The organism is Gramella sp. Hel_I_59 (assembly GCF_006714895.1).
GTDB lineage: Bacteria > Bacteroidota > Bacteroidia > Flavobacteriales > Flavobacteriaceae > Christiangramia.
The window spans coordinates 244,217-257,982 of the sequence record NZ_VFME01000001.1; the positions used below are offsets into that span (position 1 = coordinate 244,217).

12 protein-coding genes are annotated in these 13,766 nt (G+C 38.1%); 7 read left to right on the forward strand and 5 right to left on the reverse strand.

Translation table 11 applies throughout. The annotated features are described in order from the left end of the window. The first annotated feature begins 120 nt into the window (after positions 1-120). On the forward strand, positions 121-879 hold the full coding sequence (locus JM79_RS01145; RefSeq protein ID WP_141876406.1) for a YebC/PmpR family DNA-binding transcriptional regulator: 759 nt from the start codon (positions 121-123) through the stop codon (positions 877-879). Here JM79_RS01145 and JM79_RS01150 read toward each other — a convergent pair whose 3' ends face one another. Next, positions 880-2,751, reverse strand: coding sequence for a sodium:proton antiporter (locus JM79_RS01150; protein ID WP_141876407.1), 1,872 nt, complete (start codon positions 2,749-2,751; stop codon positions 880-882). A 167-nt stretch (positions 2,752-2,918) separates the two neighbouring features. On the opposite strand from JM79_RS01150, the gene JM79_RS01155 reads away from it, so the two are divergent. The 5 genes from JM79_RS01155 to JM79_RS01175 all read left to right on the forward strand — a co-directional run bounded on the left by JM79_RS01155 (position 2,919) and on the right by JM79_RS01175 (position 9,451). Further along, positions 2,919-3,782 (forward strand): MBL fold metallo-hydrolase, encoded by an 864-nt coding sequence (locus JM79_RS01155; protein WP_141876408.1) that lies wholly within the window; start codon positions 2,919-2,921, stop codon positions 3,780-3,782. A gap of 7 nt (positions 3,783-3,789) precedes the next feature. Beyond that, on the forward strand, positions 3,790-5,475 hold the full coding sequence (locus tag JM79_RS01160) for a S8 family peptidase (protein WP_141876409.1): 1,686 nt from the start codon (positions 3,790-3,792) through the stop codon (positions 5,473-5,475). Between the two features lies 1 nt (position 5,476). Next, a complete protein-coding gene (locus tag JM79_RS01165) occupies positions 5,477-7,372 on the forward strand; it encodes a M1 family metallopeptidase (RefSeq protein ID WP_141876410.1) in 1,896 nt (631 codons plus the stop codon). Positions 7,373-7,449: 77 nt separating this feature from the next. Further along, a complete protein-coding gene (gene rnpA, locus JM79_RS01170; RefSeq protein ID WP_141876411.1) occupies positions 7,450-7,839 on the forward strand; it encodes a ribonuclease P protein component in 390 nt (129 codons plus the stop codon). Then, positions 7,823-9,451, forward strand: coding sequence for a S41 family peptidase (locus JM79_RS01175; protein WP_141876412.1), 1,629 nt, complete (start codon positions 7,823-7,825; stop codon positions 9,449-9,451). The genes rnpA and JM79_RS01175 overlap by 17 nt, the downstream gene beginning before the upstream one ends. Before the next feature lie 2 nt (positions 9,452-9,453). Here JM79_RS01175 and JM79_RS01180 read toward each other — a convergent pair whose 3' ends face one another. From JM79_RS01180 to JM79_RS16090, 4 genes are all read right to left on the reverse strand, one after another. Further along, a complete protein-coding gene (locus tag JM79_RS01180; protein WP_141876413.1) occupies positions 9,454-9,900 on the reverse strand; it encodes a GNAT family N-acetyltransferase in 447 nt (148 codons plus the stop codon). A 2-nt stretch (positions 9,901-9,902) separates the two neighbouring features. After that, the gene (rpiB, locus tag JM79_RS01185) at positions 9,903-10,337 is read right to left on the reverse strand and encodes a ribose 5-phosphate isomerase B (RefSeq protein ID WP_141876414.1); all 435 of its coding nucleotides are present in this window, start codon (positions 10,335-10,337) and stop codon (positions 9,903-9,905) included. Positions 10,338-10,851: 514 nt separating this feature from the next. Beyond that, positions 10,852-11,094, reverse strand: coding sequence for a DUF2007 domain-containing protein (locus JM79_RS01190; RefSeq protein ID WP_141876415.1), 243 nt, complete (start codon positions 11,092-11,094; stop codon positions 10,852-10,854). A gap of 29 nt (positions 11,095-11,123) precedes the next feature. Continuing rightward, entirely contained in the window at positions 11,124-11,297 is a 174-nt protein-coding gene (locus tag JM79_RS16090) for a hypothetical protein (protein WP_185739443.1), read from the reverse strand. Positions 11,298-11,515: 218 nt separating this feature from the next. Here JM79_RS16090 and rnr point away from each other — a divergent pair, with 218 nt between their 5' ends. Further along, the gene (gene rnr / locus JM79_RS01195; RefSeq protein ID WP_141876416.1) at positions 11,516-13,714 is read left to right on the forward strand and encodes a ribonuclease R; all 2,199 of its coding nucleotides are present in this window, start codon (positions 11,516-11,518) and stop codon (positions 13,712-13,714) included. Positions 13,715-13,766 lie beyond the last annotated feature (52 nt).

The window sequence follows — 13,766 nt, forward strand, 5'->3', positions numbered from 1 at the left end:
GGCTTCAAAACTTGTGAGGTCTTCTTATTGGGCCTATTTCCACTACATTTTTTACTTTTGTGATAATGAGTTACTCGGTAGAAAATCTATCGACTACAAACCAAAAACTACAGACTACAAATGGCTGGACATAGTAAATGGGCGAATATTAAGCATCGTAAAGGAGCTCAGGATAAGAAAAGAGCGAAGCAGTTCACCAGGGCGATCAAAGAAATCACAGTTGCCGTAAAAGAAGGCGGAGGACCAGATCCTGAAGCTAATCCCGCCTTGCGTAATGCCATCCAGAATGCCAAAGGTGTCAATATGCCCAAGGATACCATTGAACGCGCGATCAAGAAGGCTAGTGGTGCAGATGCAGACAATTATGAAATGGTCACTTTTGAAGGCTATGGTCCAAATGGAATAGCCATTTTCGTAGAAGCTACCACAGATAATACCAATAGAACGGTCGCTTCAGTTCGTTCCATCTTCAGTAAAAATGGCGGAAGCCTTGGGACCAATGGTTCTCTGGAGTTTCTTTTCGATAAAAAGGGAGTTTTCGTACTAGAAAAGAAAAATATCAAAACAGAAATTGAAGAACTGGAATTAGAACTTATTGAAGGTGGTGCGTCAAGTTTCGATAAGGAAGACGATTATCTAACAGTTTATACAGATTTCAATGATTTTGGAATGATGTCATCGAAACTTGAGGAACTAAAAATAGAACCAAAAAATTCTGAAGTGCAGCGTATACCCTTAAATACAACTGAATTGCCTGTGGAAGATGCTATCAAAATCCTGAACCTCATCGAAAAATTTGAAGATGACGATGACGTTCAGAATGTATATCATACACTGGAGGTGACCGATGAACTAATTGAAAAAATGGAGGAGGAGTAATTAATTTTCCTCCTGAATATTCTTTTCGATATTCTCTTTTTCTTCACTATCTCCGGTTTCCAGTTCCTTTCCAAGATAAACCATCATAAAACCTTCTTCGATTTCAACCTCAAGACTGTTAGAAGGAATAATACTAAGCTCTCCTTCCTCATCTTTTACAAATAGTGGAATGATATCGGAATCGGTTTTACTAATCTCTATAAGCCCTTCGTAGTGCTCCTTGGAATTCAGTTCAATCTCATGAATAGAAGGATACTTTCTGGCAAGGTTTGTTAACTTGATATAATCATCGGTTTGCGAGAACAGTCCTTCTTTAGGATTATTTTCAGGATCGTACATTTCATCTGAAGAAACTACTCTAAAAGATCCATTTTCACCAAAATGCTTTCTGAACTTTTCAATCGCATTTAGGTTTACTTCCGTATTTCCAGTCATTGCCATTAAGTAACCGATATCGCTTAATTCAATATTATTGATAAGATCATCTGAATAAACATTTTCCTGGATCGCGTCCAATCCAAGTTCCTGTGCTTTTTTAATGTTTGTTCCATTACTATCTACCAGTACCACATGTCGATTGTTCTTCTTCAGATAACTACCAATCAATCTTGAAATAGTAGATGCTCCAATGATTAAGATTCCCTGAGAATTCTTCAGAAAAACTCCCACCAATTGAGCGAATAATCTTGCTGTAGTCGCATTCAGAAGAACTGTTCCCAGAACGATCATAAACACAAGCGGAGTGATATATTCTGCTCCGGGAACACCTTGGTTAGAAAGTTCAATTCCGAAGAGAGAAGCGATACCTGCAGCTACGATACCACGAGGTCCAACCCAGCTTATAAATAGTTTTTCGTTGAATTTTAGTGATGAGCCTATACTGCTCACAAATACGCCCAGAGGTCTAACGATGAGTACCACCGTAGCAAACAGGATCAAAGCTTTGATATCATAAACCAGCATCAGGTCTTCTACATTAATATTCGCAGCGAGAAGTATGAACAGGATCGAAATAAGCAGTACGCTTAAAGATTCTTTGAAATAAAGTAGTTCTTTTAAGTTTGGAAGGTTGATGTTTCCCATCACCATTCCCATCACAACCACGGCTAAAAGTCCGCTTTCATGTGCGAAAAGATCTGCCAGTACAAAAACTCCCAGCACGGTTGCCAGGGTTAGAACATTCAATAAATAATGAGGGATCACGTTCTTTTTGATGGCAAAGGCTAGAGCGTGAGCAAAGGTGAATCCAAACGTAAATCCAAACAGGACGATCTTTCCAAATTCTATCAATGCTGTTTCTGTAAATTCTGTTCCGGTACCAGCGCTTATAAATTCAAACATTAATACCGCTACAAGTGCACCAATAGGATCGATTAGAATTCCTTCCCATTTCAGAATGGTTGAGATATCAGACTTTAATGGAATATTCCGAAGAATAGGGGTAATTACGGTAGGACCGGTTACAATAATAAGCGCAGCAAATAAGAACGAAATCTGCCAGCTAAGGTCAAATATCAGGTATGCTGCCACACCGGCTCCAAAGAAAGTAACGATCACGGCTATGGTTATCAACTTGATGATCACCGGGCCAACATTAAGAATTTCACCCTTCCGCAGCGTTAAACCACCTTCGAAAAGAATGATCCCGATCGCCAGGGAAACGAAATAGAAAAGGCTTTCTCCCGGAAATAATCCGGATTCTCCATTCCAGATTGGTTCTATAATCTTGGAACCATCTTCAGTAAAAAAAGTGGAAATTGGACCTACTGCAAGTCCAACCAGGATCAATGGTAAGATCGCGGGGATCTTAAATCGCCATGCTACCCACTGTGCCAATATTCCAAGGATCACTATTCCTGCCAATTCAACCATAGATTCTTTATTTGCTTACGATTGCTAAAAATATTAAAAATGTTTTACTATGAAAGCTTATTATTAAAAGCCTAACATTATTACGAGGCTGTTAAATCATTTAGAAAATAATTCGAATTAGCTATGAGATTTTCTATTTTGCGGAGAAATCTTCAAATTTATTCTGAATGACCCTTTATCCTATACAAGCCGGAAATTTTAAATTAGATGGTGGAGCTATGTTTGGAGTGGTCCCGAAAAGTCTCTGGACCCGTACCAATCCTGCAGACTCGAATAATATGATAGATATAGCTGCCCGATGTTTACTCATTGAGGATGGTGATAAACTTATTCTAATTGATACCGGAATGGGTGATAAGCAAAGTGAGAAATTCTTTAGCTATTACTATCCATGGGGAGAGCATAGTATTGACAGCTCACTCAAGGAACATGGTTTTCATCGTGATGACATTACAGATATTTTTATGACTCACCTGCATTTTGACCATTGTGGAGGTTGTATCCAGTGGAATAAAGAACGTACAGGTTATGAACCGGCATTCAAAAATGCCAGGTTCTGGAGCAATAAAGATCACTGGGAATGGGCTACGAATCCAAATGCTCGTGAAAAAGCATCATTTCTGAAGGAAAATATTCTTCCCATGGAACAAAGCGGAAAACTGCATTTCGTGGAGCGGGAGGGAAACAGCGAATTTTGCAAAGCAGATCATCTTGGCTTCGAATCACTTCTGGTAGATGGACATACAGATAAGCAAATGATTCCGCATATAGATTACAAGGGTAAGAAACTGGTTTTTATGGCAGATCTTCTTCCTACCGTGGGACATATTCCCTTGCCTTATGTTATGGGCTTCGATACCAGACCACTATTAACGCTTGCTGAAAAGGAAAAATTTCTGCAAACCGCAGCAAACGAAAATTATTACCTGTTCATGGAGCATGATGCTCACAATGAAATAATAACTCTAAAAAATACCGAAAAAGGAGTAAGACACGATCAGACTTATACCTTCAACGAATTATTCAATTAAAACAATTATGAGAATACCTGTTTATAAGCCGTTCCTGACCATCCTGGCAGCCGGCGCTTTAACTGCATGTAGCAGTACTGCTCCAAGAGTAGTTTCCACCCCGGTTAGCAATATCGATTCTATTCCTTTAAAAGTAAAGGATCTTACAGATGCCCAGTTAAAAGACTGGACTAATTCAGATCTTTCCAGGGATACTATTCCGGGAATGAGCGTGGATAGAGCTTATGCTGAAATCATTAAAAACAACAAACCTTCTACAGTTATCGTAGGAGTTGTGGATAGCGGTATAGATATTACACACGAAGATCTACAAGGGGTGATCTGGACTAATAAGGACGAGATCGCTGGTAATGGAAAAGATGATGACAATAATGGTTTTATTGATGATGTGCATGGCTGGAACTTTCTAGGGGATGCCGTGGAAGAAAACATGGAGTTTACTCGTATCATCAAGCGATTAAAACCCAAATATGAAGGGAAATCCCAGAGTAGCATAAGCACTGCAGACAGGGAAGAATACAATATGTACCTGGAAGCTAAAAAAGAATACGATAAGGAATATCAGGAAGCTCAGCAAACTCAGCAGCAGTATACCCAGATCCTACAGCAAGTGAAAAATGCACATGCGGCTATGACAAAAGCCCTGGGAACTGAAGATTATACTAAAAAGCAGGTGTTGGATTTCAAACCTGAAACCCAGGAACTACAACAGGCAAAAATGATCGTTGGGCAAATGCAGAGCAACGTGGACGAGAGTTTACCGGAAGTGATCAAGCAGATTAGCGAAGGTATTGAGTATGTCGAAGGTCGTCTTGATACTCATTTCAACCTTGACCTGGATGGTAGAGCTGTTGTGGGTGACGATCCTTACGATATCACCGATACCAACTACGGGAACAATAAAGTTTCAGGACCAGATCCAAAGAAGGAAGATGCTAAACACGGCACACACGTTGCCGGGATCATTGCAGCTAACAGAAACAATTCCGTAGGACTTAAAGGAGTTGCCAATAATGCGAAGATCATGGCAGTAAGAGCTGTGCCAGATGGTGATGAATATGATAAAGATATCGCACTGGGAATTCGTTATGCCGTAGATAATGGTGCGAAAGTGATTAATACCAGTTTTGGAAAATACTTCTCTCAAAATCCGGAATGGGTGATCGATGCAATAAAATATGCGGCAGATAATGATGTGCTCATCGTAAATGCAGCTGGAAATGAAGGAATAGACCTGGACAAAAAGAGAGTTTATCCTAACGACCAAAATCCGCAGGAAACTACAGAGATCAGTGATAACTTTTTAACGGTTGGTGCTTTGAATTATGAGTACGGAGCGAATCTAATCGCGACATTTTCTAACTATGGAGCTACCAACGTAGATATTTTCGCACCTGGAACCGAGATCTGGTCTACAACTCCAAACGATACATACGAATATCTTCAGGGAACTTCCATGGCTTCACCAGCAGTTGCAGGAATTGCGGCGATCATAAGAGGTTATTACCCTAAATTATCTGCGGGACAGGTAAAACAAATAATCATGGATAGTGGTATATCTACAAAAGCCACAGTAGTACTCGGTGGAGATACAAGCAATACTAAAAAATTCCAGACTATTTCAACTTCAGGAAAAATGGCTAATCTATATAACGCCTTAATTTTGGCAGATCAAATTTCAAAAAATAACTAGAATGAAAAATATTTTTTTCAGCTTAATACTACTTACCGCCGGAGTAATTCAGGCACAGAACAACACTTCCTACTGGCAGCAGCATGTAGATTACAAAATGGATGTGGATGTAAATGTGGAGAATTTCAAATTCACCGGTACTCAGGAATTGACCTATACCAACAATTCACCAGACACTCTTAACCGAGTTTTTTATCACCTGTACTTTAATGCCTTTCAGCCAGGTTCGGAAATGAATGCCAGACTGGAAAGTATTGCAGATCCTGATGGTAGAATGGTTAGAAATGAAGGTACTGAGGAAGAACCAAAGAGGGTAAGCCGTATTAGTGATCTTTCTGAAGACCAGATTGGTTATTTGAGAGTAAGCTCTCTTACTCAGGATGGGACTTCATTGGATTATGAAGAAGTGGGAACTGTTCTGGAAGTAGAACTTGCCCAGCCAATTCTTCCTGGTAAAAAAGTAAAGTTCAACATGGAATTTGAAGGCCAGGTGCCGGAACAGATTAGAAGATCTGGTAGAAACAGCTCTGAAGGAGTAGCACTTTCCATGAGTCAGTGGTATCCTAAACTGGCAGAATATGACTTCCAGGGATGGCATGCAGATCCTTATGTTGCCCGTGAATTTCATGGAGTATGGGGAGATTTTGATGTAAAGATCAGTATCGATAAGGATTACATACTTGGAAGTACAGGATATCTTCAAAATCCTCAGGAAATCGGATACAACTACGAAGAAGAAGGAACTAAAGTGAAAAGAAAAAAAGGGGATAAGCTAACCTGGCATTTCAAAGCTCCTAAAGTTCATGATTTTACCTGGGCAGCAGATCCTGAGTATATTCATGATAAGTTGGTTGCTGAAGATGGAACTGTACTACATTTCCTTTATAAGAACAATGAAAATATCAAAGAGAACTGGAAAAATCTTCAGCCAAAAACAGCAGAATTACTTCTGTATTTCAACGAACATATTGGACCATATCCATGGGATCAATACTCTGTAGTTCAGGGTGGAGACGGTGGAATGGAGTATGCGATGCTTACTCTAATCACTGGAGAACGTTCTTTTGGAAGTCTTGTTGGCGTTACTGCTCACGAAATGGCGCATGCATGGTTTCAGCATTTAATGGCTACTAATGAAAGTAAGCACGAATGGATGGATGAAGGTTTTACTTCCTATATTTCTTCGGAAGCTGAAAATGTAATCCTTGGAGAAAATAAGGAGAATCCGCACACTGGATCTTACAGAGGATACCAGTACCTGGCAAATTCAGGAAGAGAGCAACCGCAATCTACGCATGCCGACAGGTATGAACTGAATGCACTTTATGGAACTTCTGCTTATTCTAAAGGAGCTGTATTTCTTGCACAACTTGGATACATCATAGGTGAAGAGAATCTTTCAAAAACCTTGAACAGATACTATGATGAATGGAAATTCAAACATCCAACACCTAACGATTTTATTAGAATTGCTGAAAAGGTCTCTGGAGCAGAGCTGGACTGGTATCTAATGGATTGGACACAAACTACCAATACGATCGATTACGCAATAGATGAAGTTGAAATGAAGGACGCCAAGGCAACTGTATCTTTGAAAAGAAATGGATTAATGCCAATGCCTATAGATATTGATGTAACCTATGCCGATGGTTCTAAGAAAACCTACTATATCCCATTGGAAATGATGCGTTGGGAGAAAGAAGCACGTGAAGGTGAAAATAGAACTGTAGCTAAAGACTGGGCCTGGGGATTCCCTACCTACAACTTGGAGATCGATGCCGCCAAAGACATTGCTACTATAGAAATTGATAGTTCAAAGATGATGGCAGACGTAAATCCTTCAGATAACGTTTGGAACAAAGACGGAGAGTCTTCCGAAGAAGAAGGAGAAGAATAAACTCTTTCAGTAAATATTATAAAACCCTTTCTCTACGGAAGGGTTTTTTTATTTGAAAGTATTGGTACTTTTGAAACATGGATCAGAGCTTCGGAAAGTTGGAAAAATTAAAAAGCAAAAAGCATATAGATCTGCTCTTTGCTGAAGGTAGAAATCTGAAAAGTTATCCGTTAAAACTTATTTATGCACCAATCCAGACTTCAGATAAACCAGAATTAAAAACGGGAGTTTCGGTACCTAAAAAACTGGTGAAAACAGCAGTAAAACGCAACAGGATCAAACGGTTGATGCGCGAAGCTTTCAGAAAAAATAAGTACCTTGTTACCAGCGATCTTGCAATTTCTCATGCTTTTATGTTCATATACATTTCCAGGGATGAGATCGAATATTCTAAAATGGAAGAGAATATGATCAAATTGCTGAAGAACTTTTCAGAAAAACAGCGGACTCATGAAAAAGAACTTTAAGAAACTTATCCTATTACCTGTACTTCTTGCAGGAATTTTCATAGGAACTGTAAGTTTTAAATCAGATTTTTTCGAGATCGCAAAACAGATCGAGATCTTCACGACACTTTTCAAGGAGATCAACATGAATTATGTGGATGAAACAAATCCTGCACAATTGATGGATTCTGCGATAAAATCGATGCTTACAGATCTAGATCCATATACTAATTACTGGAATGAGCAGGATGTGGAAGCAGCGAGGATCAATAATTCTGGTGAATATACCGGGATTGGCGCGGCGGTAAAAAATGGAGATACTGGAATTACAATTGTGGAAGCTTATAAAGATTATCCTGCAGATAAAGCGGGTTTAAAAGCCGGAGATCTCATAACTAAGATTGGTGATATACGAGTTGCAGATTTTAAAGAGGATGCGGGAGAACTGCTTAATGGTGCATCTGAAACCGCTGTGGAAATCACTTTTGTAAGACAGGGAAAGGAACAGAAAACTTCTTTAAAACGGGAATCTGTAGATCTAAATGCAGTGCCATTTTACAAATTACTCGAAGAAAATTCTGGTTATATCGTACTATCCAGGTTTAATGCCAAAGCTTCAACCGAAGTATCCAGAGCTTTGAAAGAACTTAAAAATCAGGGCGCTGAGAAGATCATTCTTGATCTAAGAGGAAACCCGGGAGGATTATTGAGTGAAGCAATTAATGTGAGTAATATTTTTGTTCCAGCAAATGAATTGATCGTCACCACGCGATCTGCCATTGAAAAATATAATAAGGATTATTATACACAGAGAGAACCTATAGATACCAAGATTCCTTTGGTCGTCCTGGTAAACGGGCGTAGCGCTTCTGCCAGTGAGATCGTGGCCGGAGCAATGCAGGATCTGGATAGAGGAGTGATCGTAGGAGCAAGATCATTTGGGAAAGGGCTGGTACAAAGACCACGGGAATTAGCCTATGGAACTCAGCTTAAAATTACTATTTCCAGGTATTACACTCCAAGTGGAAGATGTATACAGGCGCTGGATTATCGTCGCCGGGATGAAAATGGCAAAGCAGTTAGAACCAAAGTTGAAGACTATAATGAATTCAATACGCGTAATGGCCGTAAGGTGTATGATGGTGGTGGAATTCTACCAGATATAAAGTTAGAAACTTCCGAATTTAGTGATATCACGCAGGCATTATTACTGCAGGATGCGATCTTTAATTATGCTACGGAATATTATTATTCTCATAAGGTAGAGGATCTGAAGGATTTTGATTTCAACGATGCAGATTTCCAGGAATTCAAAGTATACCTGAGAGGATCTGGTTTTGATTATGTAACTGCTACGGAAAAGGAACTGGAAGAATTAATTGCTACTTCTGAAGAAGAAAATCTGGAATTGAAATTTGAAGCTTCAGGAATAAGATCACAATTGGAGCAACATGAAAAACAGGAGCTGGAACTAAGAAAACCTGAGATTATTAGCCTTCTTAAAGATGAGATCATTAAGAGATATTTCTATAAAGAAGGCCTGTATGAATATTATACGGCGAACAATCCAGAGATTTCCAAAGCCAAGGAGATCCTGAACAGCGAAAACAAATACGCTGAGATCCTCAAGTAATACTAATCTTTGATCATGGCTATATGTGGAATACCATCTTCAAGGTAGCCTTCGCCTATACTTTGGTAACCATGCGATTCGTAAAATTTTATCAAATACTGCTGTGCAGAAAGTTTAATATTTGAAGTATTATAATTTTCAAAAATAGCAGTAGCAGAAGCTTTCATGATCTCGTGTCCATATCCATATTTTCTTTCAGATTCTTTTACGATTACACGACCAATAGCTGCTTCAGGAAAGTAATATCCGGGGGCAAAACATCGAGTATAAGCTACGATCTTCCCTTTTTTAGTACCCAGAACATGTAAAGCTTCAGCATCCTTACCATCAATATCCTGGTATACACAATCCTGTTCCACGACAAAAACTTCAGAACGTAGTTGTAAAATAGCATAAAGTTCAGCGAGACTCAGTTCGCTGAACTTTTTGATTTCAATATTCAATTCCATAATTATTTAGCTGCGGGAATCTTGTCTATTCTTCGTTGATGACGGCCACCTTCGAATTTAGTATTTAGAAATGCTTCCACCATCTCTGTGGCAAGCTCTTCAGAAACAAAACGGGAAGGAATACTGAGAATATTAGCGTTGTTGTGTTCCCGGGCTAGCTTTGCGATCTCAACGGTCCAGCATAATGCAGAGCGTACACCCTGATGTTTGTTTGCAGTCATATTAGCACCATTTCCACTACCACATATAATGATACCAAGATCTGCATTTCCATTTTCCACATCGTTTGCTACAGGATGAACAAAATCTGGGTAGTCTACACTATCCTCTTCATTTGTTCCATAATTGGTAAGCTTGTGACCTTCTTTTTCCAGGGCAGTCTGGATCATTTGTTTATAACCAGTACCTGCATGGTCGTTTCCTATAGATATTTTCATAGTTGAGTTGTTTGTGACAAAGTTAAAAAAACAAGCAGTTAAGAAGCTTAAAACCCGTTGTTAATTACTTTCAGGTTTTAACTCATTTTCAACGCTTTAAAATCCACATACAATTGTGCAAAACATCTGATGAATTAATGATAAAGAAATTTGCTTTTTAAGATTTTTATAACAATACTCGAACTACTATCAATAAAGCAAATTATAAGTAGGTTATTTCTTATCAAGTTATGAGTACTTAAAATTCGGTTGTTGACAATTGTTGATAGTAAACTTTTCAATAAACAGGCATTAATAAAATTTAAGAACTTCTGTTAAGTAAATCTTAAAAACCCAAGTGTATCAATTAGTTAGCTATTCACAGCCTTGTTGATAAACTGTTATCAAATAATTACAACTGAAATAACAAGGAAGTAGGAGTAATATTATTGTACAAATGAACACGCCATCATATACCATCATTTAATTTTTTTTAGAAAGAAGAAAAGATAATAATAGTATATACTGTTCATAACTATACGATGCGTAGAGAAGAAGATTTGTCGTTGAAAGAGTCAAGGAGCTCTTTTGCTTTAGAAACATCTTGTGGATGAACCATTAGTTTTATTCCGCCAAAAGCAGAAGAACTGAATGGAATTAGACCAACTAAAGTTTCATTTTGAAAATAATGCATGACATTTTCATCAGTGAATCTGGATCTTAGTATTAAAGTCTCGTGCGGATATGTAAAAGTTGCCAGGCAAACGTAGTCTTTCATGGGAAAATATTAGTTCCCTAAGATACGTATTAATCGTTAGAAGCAGATACTAAAGTAGTTACAGGTGCTTCAGAAGAAGTAGTATTAAGAAGATCACTTTTCTCGTTAAGTGATTTGTTGATAATGGTCACAAAAATTATAAGTCCGATCAAAAAGATCAGAATAAAGACCGCTGTATATGATGAGGACCTATGTAGTTTCATACTGTTAGCAAATTTAAACGATGAACTGATTGCTAATGTTAAAATAAAATTAAGAAAAAATTAAGATTATATCTTAATAAAACTAAAATTTATTTTAAATAAATTGCTGAACCTAAGTGAATTGGCTATTTAAACACCCTTCTGACTTAACAAAACTTTAATCTCAACAGGATGCAGACTGATTATTATGGTGTAATTTTATCGCATATTATTTGAGAATGAAGAAACAGAACAAGAATAAGCCCAAAGGACAGGGCAACCTTACCCGAAGCATTATAGATATCCTTAGAAAGAATTCGGGAAAAACATATAACTACAAACAAATTGCTTCTATACTGGGTGTTAATGATGCCAGTAGCAGAAATCAGATCATAAAAAAACTAGCTCAACTCACTGCAAAAAAAGAAATTGAGGAAGTTGAACGTGGTAAATTTAAGATCGAAGGTTCAAAAAATTATCATACTGCTGTACTTGATCTAACCACTAAAGGTTATGGTTACGCGATCGCGGATGGATTTGATGACGATATATTTATTGCAAATAAAGATTTAAAGTCAGCTTTTGATGGTGATACAGTAGAGATTTACATTTACAATCGCCGTCGCAATAAGAAAAGTGAAGGTGAAGTTGTAAATATCACCAAGCGTAAGCGAACAGAATTTGTTGGAACGCTTCAGAAGAAAAAAGATTTTGGATTTGTAGTAGTAGATGATAAATCCATGTATACAGATTTCTTTGTTTCGGCGAACAAAATGAACGGTGCTGAAGATGGAGACAAAGTAGTAATCCAGTTCGAAGAGTGGCCGGATAAGGCAGACTCACCTTTTGCCACGATCACCAGAGTGCTTGGTACTCCTGGAGAACATAATACAGAAATTCATTCCATCCTTGCCCAGTATGGTCTTCCTCATGATTTTCCTGAAGAGGTGGAGGAATACGCTAATAAAATAGATACTTCTATCAATGAAGATGAGATCGCTAAAAGAAGGGATATGCGTGATATCCTCACTTTTACAATAGATCCAAAAGATGCAAAGGATTTTGATGATGCTTTAAGTTTTAGAAAACTTGAAAATGGTAATTATGAGATAGGAATTCATATTGCAGATGTATCTCACTACCTGCAACCTGGAACTATTCTCGATGATGAGGCTTACGAACGTGCAACATCAGTCTACCTGGTGGATCGCGTAGTGCCTATGCTTCCTGAAATACTTTCGAACAACGCCTGCTCACTAAGACCAAATGAGGAAAAATTTACTTTTTCTGCGGTCTTTGAAATTAACGATAAGCTTGATGTAAAAGATCAGTGGTTTGGAAGAACCGTGACTTATTCAGACGAGCGTTTTGCTTATGAAGAGGCTCAGCATATTATTGAAACCAATGCTGGTAGTATTCCAAAAGATATTTCAATTCGCGAAGATGCTTATTCAGTTAGCGGTGAAGTAGTGGATGCTATTTCCACGCTGGACAGACTTGCTAAAAAGATGAGAAGTCGTCGTATGCGAAATGGTGCAATTTCTTTTGATAAGGTAGAAGTGAAATTCAACCTGAACGAAGAAAATGAACCAGTAGGAGTTTTCTTTAAAACTGCCAAGGATGCGAATAAACTTATCGAGGAATTCATGTTACTTGCCAACCGAAAAGTGGCTGAATTTGTTGGTAAACAGAAGCCGAAAAAGACTTTTGTATATAGATGTCACGATGAACCTAACGAAGATAAACTAGCTTCTTTACAAAGCATCGTAGGTAGATTTGGTCATAAATTGAACCTTACAGACCGTAATTCCACGACCAGTTCTTTAAATAAACTTCTGGAAGATGTGCAGGGTAAAAAAGAACAGAACATGGTAGATACTTTAGCTATTCGTACCATGAGTAAGGCCTATTACGGAACCGATAATATCGGACATTATGGTTTAGCCTTTGATCATTATACTCATTTTACCTCTCCAATTAGAAGGTATCCTGATGTGATGGTGCATAGATTACTTCAACATTACCTGGATGGTCATAAATCTGCCAGTGAAGAAGAGTACGAAGACAAATGTAACCATAGTAGTGATCGTGAGTATCTTGCTACCAGTGCAGAACGAGATTCTATAAAGTTCATGCAGGTAAAATTCATGATGGATCACCAGGATGAAGAATTCTTGGGAGTAATTTCAGGAGTTACAGATTGGGGAATCTTCGTGGAGATCGTTGAAAATAAATGTGAAGGAATGATCAGGTTACGAGATATGAACGATGATCATTATGAATATGATGCTGATGAGTTTGCTGTAACTGGTAAACGTACCGGTAAAACTTTCACTTTAGGTGATGAGGTTTACGTCAAAGTTAAGAATGCAGACCTGGTCAAACGTCATTTAGATTTCACTTTATTGGGTAGCAGGGCAGATGTAGAAGCAAATTAGTAGGAAAAAGTATCGCATTCAGGCTTTAACTGCTATATTTACTTTAAAACCA